The organism is Shewanella sp. cp20 (assembly GCF_000832025.1).
Taxonomy (GTDB): Bacteria; Pseudomonadota; Gammaproteobacteria; order Enterobacterales; family Shewanellaceae; genus Shewanella.
Genome location: NZ_JPII01000048.1, coordinates 112,173 through 131,240, shown reverse-complemented (window position 1 = coordinate 131,240; position 19,068 = coordinate 112,173). Strand labels below are relative to the sequence as shown.

Annotated in this window: 14 protein-coding genes, 1 tRNA gene and 1 pseudogene; 13 read left to right on the top strand and 3 right to left on the bottom strand. The window is 51.8% G+C overall.

Annotated features, from left to right (window positions below; translation table 11 throughout):
• The first annotated feature begins 163 nt into the window (after window positions 1–163).
• Window positions 164–693, top strand: a pseudogene (gene seqA / locus DB48_RS16520) (replication initiation negative regulator SeqA).
• 44 nt (window positions 694–737) lie between these two features.
• The gene (gene pgm, locus DB48_RS16515; RefSeq protein WP_041511301.1) at window positions 738–2,393 is read left to right on the top strand and encodes a phosphoglucomutase (alpha-D-glucose-1,6-bisphosphate-dependent); all 1,656 of its coding nucleotides are present in this window, start codon (window positions 738–740) and stop codon (window positions 2,391–2,393) included.
• 303 nt (window positions 2,394–2,696) lie between these two features.
• Here the strand turns inward: pgm and msrA are convergent, their stop codons facing one another.
• Entirely contained in the window at window positions 2,697–3,176 is a 480-nt protein-coding gene (gene msrA / locus DB48_RS16510; protein ID WP_041511300.1) for a peptide-methionine (S)-S-oxide reductase MsrA, read from the bottom strand.
• Between the two features lie 292 nt (window positions 3,177–3,468).
• On the opposite strand from msrA, the gene astE reads away from it, so the two are divergent.
• The 9 genes from astE to DB48_RS16465 all read left to right on the top strand — a co-directional run bounded on the left by astE (window position 3,469) and on the right by DB48_RS16465 (window position 13,094).
• A complete protein-coding gene (gene astE / locus DB48_RS16505) occupies window positions 3,469–4,512 on the top strand; it encodes a succinylglutamate desuccinylase (protein ID WP_152619192.1) in 1,044 nt (347 codons plus the stop codon).
• Between the two features lie 183 nt (window positions 4,513–4,695).
• On the top strand, window positions 4,696–5,874 hold the full coding sequence (locus DB48_RS16500) for a thiamine pyrophosphate-dependent dehydrogenase E1 component subunit alpha (RefSeq protein ID WP_041511298.1): 1,179 nt from the start codon (window positions 4,696–4,698) through the stop codon (window positions 5,872–5,874).
• Window positions 5,875–5,877: 3 nt separating this feature from the next.
• Window positions 5,878–6,855, top strand: a complete 978-nt coding sequence (locus tag DB48_RS16495; RefSeq protein WP_041511297.1) for an alpha-ketoacid dehydrogenase subunit beta — start codon at window positions 5,878–5,880, stop codon at window positions 6,853–6,855.
• Window positions 6,856–6,866: 11 nt separating this feature from the next.
• Complete coding sequence (locus tag DB48_RS16490) at window positions 6,867–8,429, top strand: dihydrolipoyllysine-residue acetyltransferase (RefSeq protein ID WP_041511296.1); 1,563 nt, start codon at window positions 6,867–6,869, stop codon at window positions 8,427–8,429.
• A 118-nt stretch (window positions 8,430–8,547) separates the two neighbouring features.
• Entirely contained in the window at window positions 8,548–9,615 is a 1,068-nt protein-coding gene (gene nadA / locus DB48_RS16485; protein ID WP_041511295.1) for a quinolinate synthase NadA, read from the top strand.
• Between the two features lie 309 nt (window positions 9,616–9,924).
• Window positions 9,925–11,913, top strand: a complete 1,989-nt coding sequence (locus DB48_RS16480; RefSeq protein ID WP_041511294.1) for a methyl-accepting chemotaxis protein — start codon at window positions 9,925–9,927, stop codon at window positions 11,911–11,913.
• A gap of 135 nt (window positions 11,914–12,048) precedes the next feature.
• Window positions 12,049–12,136 (top strand) — tRNA-Ser (locus DB48_RS16475).
• Between the two features lie 259 nt (window positions 12,137–12,395).
• Window positions 12,396–12,587, top strand: coding sequence for a ribbon-helix-helix domain-containing protein (locus tag DB48_RS16470; RefSeq protein WP_033540539.1), 192 nt, complete (start codon window positions 12,396–12,398; stop codon window positions 12,585–12,587).
• 162 nt (window positions 12,588–12,749) lie between these two features.
• Window positions 12,750–13,094: a zinc ribbon domain-containing protein YjdM gene (locus tag DB48_RS16465; protein ID WP_011865729.1), complete on the top strand. Its 345-nt coding sequence runs from the start codon at window positions 12,750–12,752 to the stop codon at window positions 13,092–13,094.
• A 219-nt stretch (window positions 13,095–13,313) separates the two neighbouring features.
• On the opposite strand, the gene cls is transcribed toward DB48_RS16465, so the two are convergent.
• Window positions 13,314–14,783: a cardiolipin synthase gene (cls, locus tag DB48_RS16460; RefSeq protein ID WP_041511293.1), complete on the bottom strand. Its 1,470-nt coding sequence runs from the start codon at window positions 14,781–14,783 to the stop codon at window positions 13,314–13,316.
• 164 nt (window positions 14,784–14,947) lie between these two features.
• Between cls and DB48_RS16455 the strand changes: the two genes are divergently transcribed.
• Window positions 14,948–15,826 (top strand): endonuclease/exonuclease/phosphatase family protein, encoded by an 879-nt coding sequence (locus DB48_RS16455; protein ID WP_041511292.1) that lies wholly within the window; start codon window positions 14,948–14,950, stop codon window positions 15,824–15,826.
• Window positions 15,827–16,045: 219 nt separating this feature from the next.
• Here the strand turns inward: DB48_RS16455 and DB48_RS16450 are convergent, their stop codons facing one another.
• Window positions 16,046–16,855, bottom strand: a complete 810-nt coding sequence (locus DB48_RS16450) for a substrate-binding periplasmic protein (RefSeq protein WP_041511291.1) — start codon at window positions 16,853–16,855, stop codon at window positions 16,046–16,048.
• Between the two features lie 389 nt (window positions 16,856–17,244).
• On the opposite strand from DB48_RS16450, the gene DB48_RS16445 reads away from it, so the two are divergent.
• Window positions 17,245–19,023 (top strand): DUF885 domain-containing protein, encoded by a 1,779-nt coding sequence (locus tag DB48_RS16445; RefSeq protein ID WP_041511290.1) that lies wholly within the window; start codon window positions 17,245–17,247, stop codon window positions 19,021–19,023.
• The last annotated feature ends 45 nt before the right edge of the window (window positions 19,024–19,068 follow it).

Below are 19,068 nucleotides of genomic sequence, written 5' to 3'. Positions count from 1 at the left end.
ATTTATTGATCTTGTAACCAAGTTGTGGATTTTTAATGCGATCGCTCTTTATTCCGGTGGGAAAGATAGCATACACTTGAACGGATCTGGCATCCGTTGCTGCGGATCGCATTCGCAATAACAATAACCTATTTACCTTTACCGCCTAAGGAAGATTCTAGTCATGAAATATATTGAGATTGATGAAGAGCTATATCGCCATATGCCAGCAAGACAGAGCGCATAGGAGAGAGTGCTTCAGAGATCCTGCGACGATTACTCGGCTTAGACGTAGAGACGGTTGCCATGGTGCAGCCTGCGCAGATCAGCCAGCCAGGCCTGGATAAAGAGGTAGCACAAGAACAAAAGGTGGCGAGTCTCGATGCCGACACTCTGATCGACAAGGTGGCACTGGCACAGCAGAAGGGCGCCGTCGGTCGCTTCCTGTTTACCTTAGAGGCTATCTATAAGGCCACACCAAATCAATTCGATCAGGTGTTACAGATCCAGGGGCGCGATCGTCTCTATTTCGCCACCTCAAAAGAGTCATTGCTCAAGGCCAGTAAGTCGGCCAACCCGAAAGAGATAGGTAATAGCGGCTTCTGGGTGACCACCAACAACAATACGGCCAAGAAGCGCACCATCCTAAGCGAGGTGTTGGGGCAGTTTGGTGTACAAGAAAAACAGATTGAATCCATAATCGGTCATATTTAGTCGGCATACTGAGGTTCAATCTACCCATCACTTAGGAGTACATTTTGGCGCTACACGAGCGAGCAGGTTTAGCTGCACAACAAAGGGACTTGGTTAATATTCCTAAACTGATGAGCCACTATTATCGGCTCTCACCGGATGTGACCAAAGATGCACAGAAGGTTACCTTCGGCACCTCGGGTCACAGAGGCTGTGCCTTTAACAAGAGTTTCAACGAGAAACATATCCTGACTATCGTGCAGGCCGTAGTGGATCACCGCATTGAGGCGGGGATAAAAGGCCCAATGATAGTGGGCATAGATACCCATGCACTGTCGCAGGCAGCCTATGTCACGGCGCTTGAGGTGTTAACCGCCAACGGCGTTCAGGTGATTGTCGCTAAAGCTGATGAATTTACGCCAACACCAGTGGTGTCACACGCCATCATAGCCGCTAATCGCGGCCAGGGCGCACAGCTCACCGACGGCCTGATCATCACCCCCTCCCATAATCCGCCCCAAGATGGTGGCATTAAGTACAATCCTCCCCATGGTGGCCCCGCCGAAGGCGGTATTACCGCCTGGGTCGAGCAGCGTGCAAACGATTATCTGGCCAAGCAACTCGAAGGGGTGAAACGACTCAATTACTCGGTAGCACTGAAAACAGGGCTAATCGTCGAGCGGGATCTGATGGCTGAGTATGTCGGCGATCTCGAGCAGGTGATCGACATGCAGGCCATTAAGCATGCCGGCATTCGCATCGGAGTCGATCCCCTTGGCGGTTCAGGGATCCACTATTGGGCCAAGATAGCCGAGCAATACGGGCTGGATATCACACTGGTAAACGATCGCATCGATCCCGCCTTTAGCTTTATGCCGCTGGATAAGGATGGCAAGATCCGTATGGATTGCTCATCCCCCTATGCCATGGCGGGGCTGCTGGCGCACCAGGATGCATTTGATATCTGTGTCGGCAACGATCCCGATTATGACAGGCACGGCATCGTCTGTCCGGGCACAGGCCTGATGAACCCAAACCATTACCTGGCGGTTGCCATCGAATATCTGCTGTCTCATCGCCCGCAGTGGTCAGCCGCGCTCAAGATAGGCAAGACCCTGGTCTCCAGTGCCATGATAGACAAGGTTTGTCACGAGCAGGGCCGCACCCTGTGTGAGGTGCCGGTCGGCTTTAAATGGTTTGTCGACGGCCTGGCCGATGCCAGCTTTGCCTTCGGCGGTGAAGAGAGTGCCGGCGCGGCCTTCCTGCGCCGTGATGGTGGCAGCTGGTGTACCGACAAAGACGGTTTTATCCTTGCCCTGCTGGCCGCGGAGATCCTGGCGGTTACCGGCAAGACCCCGGCCAAGATCTATGCCGAGATGGTTGAGCGTCACGGCCAAAGTTTCTATAAACGCATCGACTCGCCAGTCAACCCAAAGCGAAAGGCGAAGTTTAACCAGTTGGTGAGTGAGCCGCTGAATACGAGTTCCCTTGGCCTTGATGTGATGGCGGGCGATACTATTCTTGAGGTGCTCACCCATGCGCCGGGTAATGGTGCCGCCATAGGGGGTCTCAAGGTGGTTACCGAGAATGCCTGGTTTGCGGCGCGGCCATCGGGGACCGAGGCGCTATTTAAGCTCTATGGCGAGAGTTTTGTCAGCGAGGCGCATCTTGAGCAGGTGCTTGAGGCGGCGCAGCAGATGATAGAGGATCTGCTGGGCTGAGCGGCCATCACGGCATCTATAGATAGGCAGCTATTATTGTTCTAATAACAAATATTGTTCTAGTAACAAAAAAGCCAGTGAATCACTGGCTTTTTTTATGGTCGAACTTGGGCCTGTCGACCTTTTGAGAACAACTTTTGTTGTTATTGAGCACCCTGTGGGCAGCTTTTGTAGGCCATTTCTAAGGCGTTATCTCCCGTTCATTTCACTCTGGTTTATAGTAACCACTACACTACGAAGGCTCTGCCTTGTATAAATCCCCTACAAGATGCTGCAAAAAAAAACTGGACAGGTCAACAGACCCTAGTAGGTCAGGTGACAGCTAGGCAGGTTATTCTTTTCCAGATAGTTTTGATGATACTCTTCGGCCTTATGGAAGGTCAGCACTGGGACTATCTCGGTCACTATGGGTCTTATTCCCCACTTACCGCTGCGGGCAAGGGCCAATTTTGATGCTTCGGCCTCGGCTTTTTGCTGCTTATCGTGGAAGAAGATGGCACTGCGATACTGACTGCCGATATCGCCCCCCTGCATGTTGAGCATAGTTGGGTTGTGGTTGCTCCAGAACACCGCCAGCAGATCCTCGAAACTCACCTTAGACTCGTCATACTCGACCTGAACCACCTCGGCATGGCCGGTCGTGCCCGTCTTGACCTCTTTATAGCTGGTCGCCTTGTCATCGCCGCCCATATAGCCGCAGGTGGCAGAGGTCACACCGTCTATCTGCTTGAAAAAATACTCTACACCCCAGAAACAGCCTGCGCCAAATGTTGCTAATGCCATGGTTGACCTCGTATCGATTGAGCCTATCAATGTTTATTGCTTTTTATTAATTGTTCCTGTCCGTAAAATCTTTTTTGGATGTTTAGACGGCCAGACGGCTCTATTCTGTATTATCTGATTAACGAATGCAACAGGGAAATTATGCGCCGAATGACTGGCCCGCGTGGCCGTGGGGTCGCTTAAATGATACTATGCTGGCCAATTGATAATAATGCTAATAAATCCAAGGAGTCGCCCCGCAAGCTTGCCTAGGCAAGTGCGCCGGTTTGGCGATGGAATGAAGGAGTTTTCTGTGCAAGACACCCTGATGTTGTCGAAAGACTTTTTGCAATTGACCTTAGACAATCCTGTTAGCCTTGCGGCGCCGTTCGAATTTACCCTAGGGCAGCACACTCAGGTTTCCGTGTGGGATACCGGCGTGATCGCCTTTGAGCCTTTGTCTAGGGCAGATGCTCAAACCAGGAGCATAGTGCTCTCCTCTGCGGTGCACGGTAACGAGACGGCGCCCATCGAGTTATGCAATCAGCTGATCACTGCGCTGTTGTCCGAGACCCTTATTACGGCCCATCGCGTGCTGTTTTTAATCGGTAACCCGCCGGCCATCCTCAATGGCACCCGTTTCGTCGAGGAAAACCTCAATCGTTTGTTCAGCGGCGCCCACTCTCGAGGCGAAGGCCTGATCAACGCCGAGCGTCTACGTGCCCAGAAGCTGGAGCAGTATGTGGATCGCTTCTTTAACGCTGCGCCTCATGGGGGCGAGCGCTTTCATTACGACCTGCATACCGCGATTCGCGCCTCCAAGCATGAGAAGTTTGCCATCTACCCTTATCCTCATGGCGAGCCCTATAGCGGTGAACAGATCATGTTCCTAGCCGCCTGCGGCATCAAGACAGTGCTGTTCCACCACGAACCTACGACCACCTTTAGTTACTTCTCGGCCCACGGTTATCAGGCCCACGCCTTTACCATAGAGCTGGGCAAGGTGATGCCTATGGGGCAGAACGATATGACCCGCTTTATCGCGGTTAAGGAGATGCTGACCCGTCTGGTGAGCGGCAGAGATCTTGAACTTGGCGAGTTTGATGCCAGTCAGGTGAACCTGTATCAGGTAAATCGTTCCATCAATAAGCAGTTTGACGACTTTAGCTTCACCTTTGCCGATGACGTAGAGAATTTCACTGCATTTCCAAAGGGTTATATATTGGCTAAGGATGGCGGGATTGAGATAAAGGTCGAGGCCGAATCTGAGTCTATCGTATTTCCCAATGCCAATGTGCCGGTTGGGCAGCGTACTGTGCTGTGTTTAGTGCCTGCCAAAGATTATCGCGTGGTCTAGTATCTGGCTTGTAAAGCTAGCGATACATGGGCGGGGACAGCTAGTTGTCGGCCGCGCCCCGCGATAGCTTGCTAGGTAGTTTACGTTAACGTAACTTTAAGGCCGCGTCATAATAGAGAATAGTGAACAACTTAGGATGTTCGCAGTCAGATAACAAGAAAACTCAGCTGATAAGAGAATAGTATGAGCAACGCAACGAGCAATACAGAGACTGTCCATCGCGTCAGTTTTCTCGATAAGGATTCTTTATCGATCCCGATCCTGAAGATCCTTCAAGCCGACGGTACCACCTTTGAAAATGCTGTGTTACCCGTGATCGATCAGGATTTGGCTGCAAAAATTTATGATACTTGTGTGTTCACACGAGTACTCGACGAGCGCATGTTAGCCGCTCAGCGTCAGGGACGGATCAGCTTCTACATGACCTGTACCGGTGAGGAAGCCGCCGTCGTCGGCAGTGTCGCCGCCCTGGACCAAGATGATGTGATTCTAGCCCAGTACCGTGAGCACGCGGCGATCCGCTATCGTGGCTTCACCACTGAGCAATTCATGAATCAGATGTTCAGTAACGAGAAAGATCTGGGTAAAGGCCGTCAGATGCCGATCCACTACGGCTGTGAGGCGCTGAATTACCAGACCATCTCATCGCCACTGGCCACGCAGATCCCACAGGCCACAGGTGTCGGCTATAGCCTTAAGATGCAGGGTAAACGCAACGTTGCCATCTGCTATTTCGGTGAAGGCGCGGCTTCTGAAGGCGATTTCCACGCCGGCCTGAACATGGCGGCGGTGCTGAACTCGCCAACCATCTTCTTCTGTCGTAACAATGGCTACGCCATCTCAACCCCGACCAACGAGCAGTTTGCCGGTAACGGCATCGCCAGTCGTGGTGTGGGCTATGGCATGCACACCATTCGTGTGGATGGTAATGATATGTTAGCCGTGATGGCGGCCACGCAGCAGGCGAGAGCCTATGCGCTTGAGCACAACAAGCCAGTGCTGATTGAAGCCATGACCTATCGTCTCGGCGCTCACTCCTCTTCAGATGACCCGTCAGGTTACCGTTCTAAAGACGAAGAGGCCAAGTGGCAGCAGCACGATCCGGTTAAGCGTTTCAAGCTGTGGCTGATCAATAAGGGATGGCTCGCCGAAAACGATGATGCGGCCCTGTATGACAAGTACCGTGAAGAGGTATTGGCCGCGGTGAAGGTCGCCGAGAAGTTACCGGCACCTAAGATCGACGAGATCATCGAAGATGTCTTCGACGAACCGACGCCGAGACTCAAGCAGCAACTGACCGAGCTTAAGCAGCACATCAAGAAATATCCTGATTCCTATCCACGCAGCGCAGGGAGAGATTAAATCGTGGCCAAGATTAATATGTTACAAGCCATCAACGATGCCTTGACCATTGCGATGGAAACCGACGACAAGGCGGTGATCTTCGGCGAAGACGTGGGACATTTTGGTGGAGTATTTCGCGCCACCTCTGGCCTGCAGGATAAGTTTGGCCGCGATCGTTGTTTCAACACGCCGCTGACCGAGCAGGGGATTGCGGGTTTTGCCAATGGTCTGGCATCAAATGGCATGACGGCTATCGCCGAGATCCAGTTTGCCGACTATATCTTCCCGGCGTTCGATCAGATAGTGAACGAGTCAGCCAAGTTCAGATACCGCAGTGGTAACGAGTTTGAAGTTGGCGGTATTACCTATCGTACCCCTTATGGCGGCGGCATCGCCGGTGGTCACTACCACTCGCAGTCGCCCGAGGCCTATTTCACCCAGACGCCTGGTCTGAAGGTAGTGGTTCCTCGTAATGCTTATCAGGCAAAGGGCCTGTTACTTGCCTCGATCCGCGACAAGAACCCTGTCGTCTTCTTCGAGCCTAAGCGTCTCTACCGCGCCAGCGTGGGCGAGGTGCCCGATGAAGCCTATGAGATCGAGCTAGGCAAGGCCGAGGTGGTTCAACAAGGCACTGACATTACCGTGCTGGCCTGGGGCGCTCAGATGGAGATCGTCGAAGAGGCGGCTAAGATGGCGGCCAAGAAGGGGATCTCTTGTGAGGTGATCGATCTGCGTACCCTGGCGCCTTGGGATGTCGATACGGTCGCGGCCTCTGTGAAGAAGACGGGTCGTCTGGTCATCAACCACGAGGCTCCACTGACGGGTGGTTTTGCCGGCGAGATCGCCGCAACCATTCAGCAGGAATGTTTCCTCTATCTGGAATCGCCAATTAGCCGCGTGTGTGGTTTGGATACACCTTATCCACTGATCCACGAGAAAGAATATATGCCTGATGCGCTCAAGACCTTTGAAGCGATCAAAGCATCGATGAAATACTAGGAGCCCCAGGCATGATTAAAGATTTTATTTTGCCCGATATCGGTGAGGGCGTGGTGGAATGTGAGCTGGTCGAGTGGTTGGTTGCCGAAGGCGATACCGTAACAGAAGATCAACCCATTGCCGATGTGATGACAGACAAGGCGCTGGTACAGATCCCCGCCGTGCACGGCGGCGTCATCAAAAAACTTCATTACAAAAAGGGCGACATTGCCATCGTTCATGAGCCACTCTACTCGGTGGAAATTGATGGTGAAGTTGCAGATGAAGTGGCGGCCGAACCGGCAGCCGATACACAGGTCGTTCAATCTGATTCACAGCAAGGTGCTGGCGGAAAACGCGTCGAAGAGTTCTTGCTGCCGGATATCGGTGAAGGGATTGTCGAGTGTGAACTGGTTGAGTGGTTGGTACAGGAAGGCGACATGGTGGTCGAAGACCAGCCTATCGCCGATGTGATGACCGACAAGGCCTTGGTGCAGATCCCGGCCATCAAGAGCGGTAAGGTGGTTAAGCTGCATTATCGTAAAGGCCAACTGGCTCAGGTGCACACGCCGCTGTTCTCTATCGAGGTAGAGGGCGAAGAGGGCGCTTTAGCCGCGCCGGTTGCCGATGCTGTGCCTGCTGCAGATGAGAGCCAAGATGTTGAGCTGCACGCCCCGGCCGGTAACGGTAAGGCGTTGGCGAGTCCTGCGGTGCGTCGTTTGGCGCGCAGCTATGATATCGATCTCAGCCTAGTGCCTGGCTCTGGCAAACATGGCCGTGTCTATAAGGAAGATGTCGAGCGCTTCCGTAGCGGTGAGGCCGTGAAGGCCAAGGCGGCTAAAGTCCAGGATCAGAGCGAACAGACTGTGGCTGCTGTGGCACCATCAGCCGGCGATCGCGTCGAGCCAATCCGCGGCGTTAAGGCGGTAATGGCTAAGATGATGACAGAATCAGTCTCGACCATTCCGCATTTCACCTACTGTGAAGAGCTGGACTTGACCGAGCTGGTCGCACTGCGCGAGTCGATGAAGGCACGTTATTCGAGCGATGATCTTAAGCTGACCATGATGCCATTTTTCATGAAGGCGATGTCTCTGGCGCTGACTCAGTTCCCCGGCATCAACAGCCGCGTGAATGAGGATTGCAGCGAGCAGACCTTCCTGGCGTCACACAACATAGGCATGGCGGTAGACTCGAAAGTCGGTCTATTGGTGCCCAACGTGAAGGATGTACAACAAAAATCTATCCTTGAGGTTGCAGCCGAGATCACTCGCCTGACCAAAGACGCCCGTAGCGGCCGCGTCAGTCCGAGCGATCTGAAGGGTGGCAGTATCTCCATCTCTAACATTGGCGCCTTGGGGGGTACGGTTGCGACGCCTATCATCAACAAGCCAGAGGTGGCCATCGTTGCCCTGGGTAAGTTGCAGACGCTACCACGCTTCAACGATAAGGGTGAGGTCGAGGCGCGTAAGATCATGCAGGTTAGCTGGTCTGGCGATCACAGGGTGATAGATGGCGGCACCATCGCGCGCTTCTGTAACCTGTGGAAGCAGTATCTCGAGTCGCCACAAGAGATGTTGCTGGCGATGCACTAATTTTTGCATTTTGTATCTAACAAGGGCGCCTTTTGGCGCTCTTTTTTTTCGCCGGAGTTAATCTTTGGCGTGAGATTAAGTATAATGCCGCTAATTAGTCCCACTCTTTGGTTTGAGCATGAGTCAAGTAGCACCAAGCATCGAAAATATTCAGTATCCATTTCCAGCAAAGCCGGTTCCCCTAAGTGATAGCGAGAAGCAGGCCTATAAGGCGCGCATCAAGCAGCTATTGAAGGAGAAAGAGGCTGTCTTGGTGGCCCACTACTACACAGACCCTGAGATCCAGGCGCTGGCCGAAGAGACCGGCGGCTGTGTTTCAGATTCGCTGGAGATGGCCCGCTTTGGTCGTGATCATCCTGCCAAGACCTTGATCGTGGCCGGCGTCAAGTTTATGGGCGAGACCTCTAAGATCTTAAGCCCGGAGAAAACCGTACTGATGCCGACCCTGGATGCCACCTGCTCGCTAGACGTAGGCTGTCCTATCGACACCTTTAGCGCCTTCTGTGACGCCCACCCTGATCATACGGTTGTGGTTTATGCCAACACCTCTGCCGCCGTTAAGGCGCGCGCCGACTGGGTAGTGACCTCAAGTATCGCTCTGGAGATCGTTGAGCATCTCGACAGTCAGGGTAAGAAGATCATCTGGGGACCAGACCGTCACCTGGGCAGCTATATCGCCAAGCAGACCGGCGCCGACATGCTGATGTGGCAGGGCGAGTGTATCGTTCACGATGAGTTTAAGGCTAAGGCGTTACTTCAGTTAAAGGCGCAGTACCCTGATGCCGCGGTACTGGTGCATCCCGAATCGCCAGCCAGCGTGGTCGAGATGGCCGACGCCGTTGGCTCGACCAGCCAGCTCATTAAGGCGGCGCAAACTTTAGATAACGACACCTTTATCGTGGCAACCGACAAAGGGATCTTCTACAAGATGCAGCAGGCTGCACCCAATAAGACCCTGATCGAAGCTCCCACAGGCGGTAACGGCGCGACCTGTCGTAGCTGTGCCCACTGTCCTTGGATGGCGATGAATGGCCTTAAGGCCATTGAGGCCGCACTGATTAACGATGGCTCAGAACAACATGAGATCTTCGTCGATGAGTCGCTCAGAGACAGAGCACTGGTGCCACTGGATCGCATGCTGGATTTTGCCAAGACACTGAACATGCAGGTGAAAGGTAACGCCTAGGCTGTTAGCCTAAGCGCGCCTTTGATTGCAACAAAGCGCCTTTAAGGCGCTTTTTTACTGCCTATTGGTTGGTGACAGGCTCACCATACTAGACTTTATGGGCATTGTGAGGCCGTTTAAGGCATGGTAAAAAATGATAAGTGTCATCTTATTTGTGCCTTTAGTGCATGTTTTTAGATGACTTTTATTTTAACGTCAGATTTTTATGCTAGTGTTAATACGGTAATGGATAAGGCTTTTGTCTGTGCCGGATCTGTAAAGTGACGCAATGCCACTCTATCAACCCGCCGTGGTTAGGGATAACGCAAGATGAATATGCAATGGATCAGTGATCTCAATATAAGAAACAAACTTTTGCTGGTGATAGTGCCGCCCATTTTAGGGGCAACCTTCTTTGGTCTGTTTGTGGTCTATGGTCAATATCAGCTGCATCAAGGCCTGAGTCAGGTAGAGACCCTGTCCGAGTTGGCGGTTGTGAACAGCGATTTTGTTCATGAACTGCAAAAAGAGCGGGGCATGAGCGCCGGATTTCTCGGCTCAAAGGGCAAGAACTTTGGCGATAAATTGCCAAAGCAGCGACAGCTGAGTGATGAGCAGCTCAATAACTTCAAAGCCTTTATAAGTAGTCATGAGCTACCTAAGTCATTTGCCCAGCAGATGAGCCAGGTGAATCAAATGCTTAACCAGCTCAGCGATATGCGCCGCAAGGTAGATAGCTTAACCATTTCAGTGCCCGAAGAGGTAGCCTATTACACCAAACTCAATGGGTTACTCTTGGCGATCGTGGATCAGACCAGTCAACAAGGGGCTAGCCGTCAGATCGCGGTCGCCTCGGCCAGCTTTGCCGCCTTTTTGCAAATGAAGGAGCGCGCCGGTATCGAGCGGGCGGTGCTTAGCTCAACTTTCGGTAACAGCGCGTTCAAACCCGGTATGTTCCTCAAGTTTGTTAATCTGGTCTCCGAGCAGAACACCTACCAGGAACGCTTCTTAGCCTTGGCTAACGATAAGGTGAGTTCAGACTATGGACAAGTCGCGTCATCGCCAGCCTTCATGGCCGTTACGGCACTGCGCGACAAGGCGATGAGCCAGGAGCCCGCGGCGCTAAGCACTCAGAGCTCCACAGATTGGTTTGCCAAGTCTACCGCCCGTATCAATGCCCTGCGACAGTTTGAACGTCAATTGTCTCAACAACTTTTGGGTGACACCCGCGGTGCGCTTGCCAACGCCAAGTCGCTCATGGTGAGTGTTATCGCTTTGATGTTGGTTTCGGGTGTCATGGTGATCTTCTTGTCGGTGTTTATTGGCCGTTATCTGCATGGCTCCCTCAGACACTTGTATCACAAGGTGACAGAGTCCCAGAAACATTATGATCTCAGTGTACGAGTCGAGCTTTCGGGTGAAGATGAGATAGGTCAACTCGGTTCTGCCTTTAATCATATGATGGCCGACTTCGAGAAGGTGATCAGCATGGTGAGAACTAACACTCAGGGACTGCTCACCGCCTCCCAGGAGATGGAAGGCTGCGCGCGTACCATGCGTGAAGATGTCGCACTTGGCCATAGTGAAGTGGACCAGGTTGCCTCGGCGATGACTGAGATGAGTGCAACGGTGCAAGAGATAGCGCAAAATGCGGTACAGGCCTCAGAAGCCTCGGCCCAGGCGAACAAGGAAGCCCAGGAGGGCAGTAAAGAGGTAGGGCGCACCGCAGAATCGATCAACGAGTTGGCACAGGAGATCGCCGATGCGGCGCAGGCGATCAACAACCTCGACGAAGATATCAAAGGGATCGTCGATGTGCTTGGGGTGATCAGTGGTATCGCCGAGCAGACGAATTTACTCGCCCTCAATGCCGCCATCGAGGCTGCCCGCGCCGGCGAAATGGGACGTGGATTTGCCGTGGTCGCCGACGAGGTGCGTAGCCTGGCGCAAAGGGCGCAAACCTCCACCGAAGATATTCGCAGCATGACAGAGCGGCTAGAGCGAGGCGCTAAGATAGCGGTTAAGGCGATGGAGAGTGGACGTAGCAAGGCGGAGATCAGTGTGGTCGAGTCCAAGCGCGCCGGTGAGGAGCTTGTGCGCATCGTCAGCGAGGTAAGTGTGATAGACAGCATGAACGAGCAGATCGCGGCGGCGACCCATGAGCAATCGGCAGTGTCCGAAGAGGTAAACCAAAACGCGATGAAGATCAGCGACATCTACCGCAATACCCATGAGGTTTCCGATCGTCTCAGCGAGTTGAATGAGTCGTTGCTTAATGACGTGAGTGCCATGTCTGAGCTGGTTAGCAAGTTCAAATAGGGTGGATATGCAGCGAATTGGCGATCTATTACGCAAATGCCTGAGCAGACAGTTTTTTAGCTTGACCCTGTTTAGCGATTTGCGTAAAGTACCGCTCCGTTGATGTGATTCCGGTTGGACATTACATAACGCTTCGGTGAGTTGTCCGAGTGGCTGAAGGAGCACGCCTGGAAAGTGTGTATACGGCAACGTATCGAGAGTTCGAATCTCTCACTCACCGCCACATTCAATAAGAAAGACGCCTAAGGGCGTCTTTTTTTATGCCTGTCTTAAACCTCTGTTCTCTATCTACCTCATTTTCCAGCTGTTAAAACTAGCCAGTCGAACAAGCTATTAAAAGCTGTGTAAGCAGCCTGTAGTACCCGCCGTATGAAATGAACGCTCTGACTAAAGCCTTATGAAAGGGATGCGCCTGGCTATAGGCAGGCAAGGGGATAAAGATTATAATCAAATGATAATGTTTTTAGTGCGAGGACTAGCCCATGGAAAATAAGACGGCACGTTTCACCGTGTTACTCGACCCCAGTAAGAAACAGGCGTTTGAACAACTTTGCGCCTCACAGGATCTTACTCCATCTCAGGTGGTCAGACAGCTGATCCGTGGCTATCTGGAACAACATGGCGTGAGCTATGGTCAGGCCGAACCGACCAAGAATCCTAAGGTTAAAGTTTAGCTAAGGGAGTGGCGAATCGGTTTAGCCGATTCTTAGCTGGCCTGGGTATGATAATTTTATTATAATGCGATTATCATTGTGAGCAGTGCTAAGCGTATAGGTGGCGAGTGAGCGACCCGATACCCAGACTGATCCTTACCTTTTAATGAAAGAGAAAGAGTTATGAGCGATACAATTCCACCATGCCCAAAATGTGAGTCACCTTATGCCTATGAAGATGGCTCATTGTTGATCTGTCCAGAATGTGCTCATGAATGGAATCCTAATGAAGTAGCGGTCGATCCCGATGCGATCATCCTTAAGGATGCGGTAGGCAACCTGCTAGAAGAGGGTGATAAGGTTACCCTGATTAAAGACCTAAAGGTGAAGGGCACTTCACTGACCCTGAAAGTGGGCACTAAGGCGGTAATCAACCGTTTCGTCGATGCCGACCACGATATCGACTGTAAGGTTGATGGCCATGGTCAGATGATGCTGAAATCTAAGTTCGTGAAGAAACAGAGCTAAGGATTAGGCTTCCTCTTAGTCTTAGTCCCAGTTTCAGACTTGGACCTAGGCGTTAATAGAAAGACCTGCCTCTGGCAGGTCTTTTTTTTGTCTCTTTGGCTTGTTAGTTCTTTGTCGGTGCTGTTTTTAAGGGAAAGTGGCCAATAGAGTCCTCATGGCTTACCGTTTGCCACCTTAGTTTGTTGCCTCGAATGGTTAATTCCAGCGGTCTTTAGCGTATTAGAGTAAGGGGCTAAAGAGATAGAAGAGGTGTTCTATCACCCTCTGGTACAAAGGCCTGCGCTGCCAACGCTTGTATTCGAGTTGCTCGGCGTTGTCGATATAGCCCTGCTGTAGCGCCCTTAAGGATTCCGCAAACACCTTATCGTCCACCGCCAGGGTCAGTTCGAAGTTGAGCCATAGGCTGCGCATGTCCATGTTGACAGTGCCGATAAGGCAATGCTCATCATCGATCAACACAGATTTAGTATGCAGCAGACCTCCCCTAAATCTGTGGATCTTGACGCCAGCCTTAAGCAGCTCCGCAAAGAAGGAGCGACTGGCCCACTTGACCATAGTGGAATCGTTTTTCTGTGGAATGATGATGTTAACATCTACGCCGCGTGCGGCCGCCGTGATCAGTGCATCCAGCAGGTTTTCGCTGGGGACAAAATAGGGTGTGGTGATCACTATCTTACGACAAGCCTGGTAGAGGCTCTGTAGCAGCACTTGGTGGATCACCTCTTCCGGCATGCCCGGCCCAGAGGGGATCACCTGTACCAGAGAATCTTGTACTAGGGACTCGGCCTGTGTGGGCGCTTGAGGAAGGGCTGGCGGCTCGGGTAAGCATCGCTTGCTGGTTTCCACCTCCCAGTCCCATGCGGCAACTGTGCTTAGTAAGGGCACGGCCGGGCCGATTAAGCGCACCATGACATCTATCCATTGGCCGACGCCTTCACTCTGCTTAAAGTACTTGGGATCCACCAGGTTCATCGAGCCTGTATAGGCGATTTGATTATCGATAACGACTATCTTGCGATGCAGGCGTAGATCCAGCCGTCTAAAAAACATCCTTAAGGGGCTGACACTCAGCGCCTGGGAGATCTCTACGCCGGCGGCGCGCATCTGAGTCGGCCAGGGGGAGTTAAAAAAGGTACGACTACCGGCGGCGTCCAGCAGGATCTTCACCGCAACGCCGCGCTTGGAGGCATTTATTACCGCTCTGGAAACGTCATCGGCCAAGCCACCTGGATGCCAGATGTAAAACGCCATGACGACACTCTCTCGCGCCGCGTCGATATCTTGGGTGATCGAGTTGAGTATGCCCGAGGGTGTATGTTGCAAACACAGATGATTGCCGCTCAGAGAGGGGATTCCCAGCTGAGTATCGCACAGCTGGCTTATGGCTCTGGCGTGATCGCTTTGACGCTCTGGCGTGTGCTGAGGGTGTTGATACAGCGCGGCGAACCAATGACCATAGGGCTTAAACATTGCCTTGGAGCGACTGGCCCGGGTTTGCCCGAGGTGCAATTCGCCAAACAGAATGTAGGCGATGATCCCCACCAGGGGAAGAAAGTAGATCACCAGTATCCAGGAGAAGGAGACTCCTATGGTGCGGCGTTTAACCACCAGGCGCAGCGCGATGGCGCCGAGCAGCAACCAATAGATGAATACGCCTGCGATGGCGAGAATTTGATGTACATTTTCCATAATGTCAGTATGAGCCTAGATCGCACTCGCTGAGTATGATTCGATAATGACGATGAAGCTAACTATAGCGTGATCGCTATCATATAGGCTAAGCTGCTGGTACCAAAGCACTATTTTTTAATTGTCTCCTTAAGGCAGTTTATTTCTATGATTAGAGTAACCCTGTGAGTCAAAAGTCAGCCAAGTCGGCGCGATTGCCGCGCCTGTGGTCAAAATCATTACTATTATTACTCCTATCTGCGGCTGTCTATGTGGCTGTGGCGACCTATCTTAACGGCGAGCCTGAGGTGATGATGAGTGAGATTGAACCTGTATTTGTCTCCCAATGTGTTACCGCTCCGAGTAGTCGGGTGCTCGACAGTGAAGGGCGACTCAGGGTGGGGGTCTGGAACATCTATAAGCAACAAAAGAAGGGCTGGCAGCAGGATCTGACCGAGCTGGCCAGACGCAGTGAGCTGATGCTGTTGCAGGAAGCCAAGTTAAATGCCGGATTCCATCAATACCTCGACGGTTCTAGCCTGCATCTGGTGATGGCCAAAGCCTTTTCCCTACTAAAATCCCCGGTTGGTGTGATGAATCTCGCCACAGAGCAGGCGCGCGATGCCTGCGCCTACCATGCGGTAGAGCCTTGGATCCGTTTTGCTAAATCGACTCTTATCTCACGCTACCCCTTATCCAACGGCCAGACACTCTTAGTCGTCAACCTGCATGGGATTAACTTTGACTGGCAGTTAAAGAGCTATCGCGCCCAGTGGCAGCAGATCGTTCAGAAGATCAATCTGCATCAAGGCCCCGTGATATTAGGGGGCGACTTTAATACCTGGCGTGGACAGCGTATGGCCTATATTGAGCAACTGGCACATCAACTCAGGCTGAAGGAAGCCGTGTATGAGGAGGACAAGCGCCATCGGGTATTTGGTCTGCCGCTGGATCATCTCTATTATCGAGGCCTAAACCTGATGACGGCCCAGTCCTTCACCAGTGGCGCGTCGGATCACAATCCCATCTGGGCCGAATTTAAGTTAAAGCCTGGCGCCCATTAGTGCTGTTCCTAAAAAGACTAACCCTAATAGCCCTTTCAGATGTACACAGGTTAATTGGGTTAGGGTGTTTTTATCAGAACGGTTATGGGTAACGCTAAAGCTTCTATGGCGAGGCTCGGTAAGATTGTATGCGTAGCAGTGTTTTAGGCAAATGTTTTAGATAAGTGTTTAGATAAGTGCTCACATTAGTTTCTATATGAGTATTTAAGCATTTGAGTATCACTGGTAGTCGAAGCGACACGCCTGTGTATGGCGATTGAAGCGCTCGAGGAAACCTGGGTGCTTGGCCAAGAAAGTCTTGCCAAAATAGACGCCCAGATCGATGCGCATATTGGGCCTTTTCACAAAGGCGTCCAGTGACAGTTGCGACTGGCGCACCTGGGCTTCAAATAGCAGGGCATTTTCCATCACGCCATCTATACGCTTGGCGTCCAGCAACTTAACCAGTTCGGTGATCGTCGGAAACGTTTTCACCCGCTTAAACTTATTCTTGGCCAGCCAATGGGCGCTATTAGAATGGATACGTGCGCCAAATACTGTATTGGATTTTTGCTCATTTATGCTCGCCGGGATCCGATAATTCTTGTGGTAGTAAAAGTTCCACTCCTGCTGAATGAAGGTATTACTCAGTACGGCAAATTGATCGCGCCATTCGTTGCGTGAGGCGGAGAAGAAGGCGTCATATTTTCCCTGTTTGACGCTATTTTGTGCCCGGCCCCAGGGAAGGAAGATCACCCTATAGGGTTGTCCTATTTTTGCCATGACACAATTGAGAGCCGTTAGCCCGTAGCCGCTCTCATGGGCAACGCCCTGTGAATCTCTTTCCTGGCTATGATAAGGCGCCCACTGCTGAGTGGTTATGGTGACCAGCTTAGGCTTGCTCTTTTGTGATGAATTATTTTGATCGCTCTTGGCGTTGCTATAAAAGGCAATAGAGAGAATAGTGCCGATTACAATCAGGCTCGAGCAAAATATTTTCACCTTTGTTTGATGATGAAAAGAGCGTTTGGACTGGGCTTTGTTAACCATGGCGAACCTCGTTAGGCCTCTAAACTCAGTGTAGTGTCCGCCAGCCCTCTGTCAAAAAACGCCTATGCCATGTACTGCTAACGTTGGAATGGGGGCGGGCGATTGGGGAGGGCGATTGGGGAGTGCGTTAGTCGAGGTGAGACGTAAATTGCACCGTCAGGCATGAGCATAGCAAACGGGTTTGTAACAAAGCTTGTCTAATCTGGTCTGCCTGCTGCAATTTGCTTGGCAACGTGATTTACTATGGGCCAACTGAGCTAAGCTCATGTATCGGCTAAGTATCTCCAATGACAGCAACAGTTAAGCAGGCCGTATAGCGATCCGGTTAAGCTAAGCATTCATCAGGAAATTTTCAGCCGTTAATAATAAGAATCAAGGGAAGAAGCATCATGAAAAAAAGCATCATCGCTGCCGCCATCGTCCTGGGGCTAGGTAGTTTAACCGCTTGTCAGACACACCAGACAGAATCGGTAAATTCTCAAGGGGCTAGTGCACTAGAGGTACAGGCATTAAGTTTTAGCGAGTTTTCAACGCAATTTATCGATGCCTTGTGGCAACAGTCGCCTACCTGGGCGCTCTATAGTGGCTATCACAAGTACGATGGTGTGCTTAAGGTGCCAAATGCTCAAAGCCGAAAAGAGAGCCTAGCTTTCGTCGATGCCCAACTTAAGCTGCTCTATGGGTTCGATATGAGTAAGCTCACGCCCAGCGAGCTGATCGATTATAAGCTTATCGAGAACCTATTGAAGCAAGACCGTTGGGAGATAGAGACCTTTAAGTCGTGGCAGTGGAACCCAGCTAATTACAATGTTGCGGGCGGTTTTGCACAGCTGACCAACGAAGATTTTGCGCCGCTTGACGAGCGTCTGCGCTCATTTTTGTCCCGTATGGAAAATGTGCCTGCCTACTATGTGGCGGCAAGGGAGAATATCGATAAGCCGACCTTAGAACATACGCAATTGGCCATCATGCAAAACCGTGGCGCCTTCAGCGTGTTTTCCGATGATCTGTTAAAGCAGGTCGCCGCCTCGGGTCTTAGCGATGATGAGAAGGCGCTGTTCAATTCTCGTTTCAAACTCGTGGTCGATGCCATCAACCAGCATATCGACTGGTTGACTAGCCTTGAGGCTAAGCTAACCAAAGAGGGCGCCCGTAGCTTTAGAATTGGCGAGGCGCTCTACGAGCAGAAGTTTGCCTTTGACATTCAATCGGGCATGTCTGCCAAGCAGCTGTACGAGAAGGCTCTTGCCGATAAGGCCAGAGTCCAGGGTGAGATGGCTAAGATCACCAAGCAGCTGTGGAGCAAATATTTCAATACCCAGATGCCAAGCGACACTAAGGTGGCAACCCGCCAGCTGATTGATAAGTTGTCGTCGCGTCATGTTAAACGTGAAGACTTCGTGACCGAAGTGCGCGCTCAGATCCCCGAGTTGGTAAAGTTTGTCAACGAGAAGCAGCTGGTCACCCTAGATCCTAAGAAGCCCCTGGTTGTGCGTGAAACCCCAGAATATATGCGCGGGTTTGCCGGCGCCTCGATTAGCGCGCCTGGTCCCTATGAGAAGACGGGCAACACTTACTATAACGTCACGCCACTCGATGGCATGAGCGACGCTTCGGCAGAGAGTTACTTGAGAGAATACAACCATTGGATCTTGCAGGTGCTCAATATTCACGAGGCGATTCCTGGCCACTACACCCAGTTGGTCTACTCCAATGAGTCGCCGAGTCTTGTGAAGAGCCTATTTGGCAACGGCGCCATGGTCGAGGGCTGGGCCGTTTATGCCGAGCGTATGATGCTCGAAGAGGGCTATGGTAACTTCGAGCCTGAGATGTGGCTAATGTACTACAAGTGGAACCTGAGGGTCATTGCCAACACGATTCTGGATTACAGCATTCAGGTGAAGGGGATGACCGAAGAGGAGGCGATTGCGCTGATGACTCAGGAGGCGTTCCAACAACAGGCGGAAGCAGAGGGCAAATGGCGCCGCGCGACCCTGAGTCAGGTGCAGCTAACGAGCTACTATGCGGGTTATCGCGAGATCTATGATTTCCGCGAAGAACTTAAGGCTAAACAGGGGGAAGACTTTAACCTTAAAGGTTTCCACGAACAGTTCTTAAGCTATGGTAGTGCGCCGGTGAAGTACATTCGTCAGCTGATGCTCAAGTAAGATAGACAAGTGATTAAGGCCCCTAAAGGGGCCTTTTTTGTCCCT

Bases quoted from the DNA above. Each gene is read 5' to 3' on its own strand.
- DB48_RS16445 (WP_041511290.1), top strand. From the start codon at position 17,245: ATGAAAAAAAGCATCATCGCTGCCGCCATCGTCCTGGGGCTAGGTAGT.
- DB48_RS16480 (WP_041511294.1), top strand. From the start codon at position 9,925: ATGAATATGCAATGGATCAGTGATCTCAATATAAGAAACAAACTTTTG.
- DB48_RS16500 (WP_041511298.1), top strand. From the start codon at position 4,696: ATGAGCAACGCAACGAGCAATACAGAGACTGTCCATCGCGTCAGTTTT.
- cls (WP_041511293.1), bottom strand. From the start codon at position 14,783: ATGGAAAATGTACATCAAATTCTCGCCATCGCAGGCGTATTCATCTAT.
- msrA (WP_041511300.1), bottom strand. From the start codon at position 3,176: ATGGCATTAGCAACATTTGGCGCAGGCTGTTTCTGGGGTGTAGAGTAT.
- DB48_RS16490 (WP_041511296.1), top strand. From the start codon at position 6,867: ATGATTAAAGATTTTATTTTGCCCGATATCGGTGAGGGCGTGGTGGAA.
- DB48_RS16465 (WP_011865729.1), top strand. From the start codon at position 12,750: ATGAGCGATACAATTCCACCATGCCCAAAATGTGAGTCACCTTATGCC.
- nadA (WP_041511295.1), top strand. From the start codon at position 8,548: ATGAGTCAAGTAGCACCAAGCATCGAAAATATTCAGTATCCATTTCCA.
- DB48_RS16450 (WP_041511291.1), bottom strand. From the start codon at position 16,855: ATGGTTAACAAAGCCCAGTCCAAACGCTCTTTTCATCATCAAACAAAG.
- DB48_RS16470 (WP_033540539.1), top strand. From the start codon at position 12,396: ATGGAAAATAAGACGGCACGTTTCACCGTGTTACTCGACCCCAGTAAG.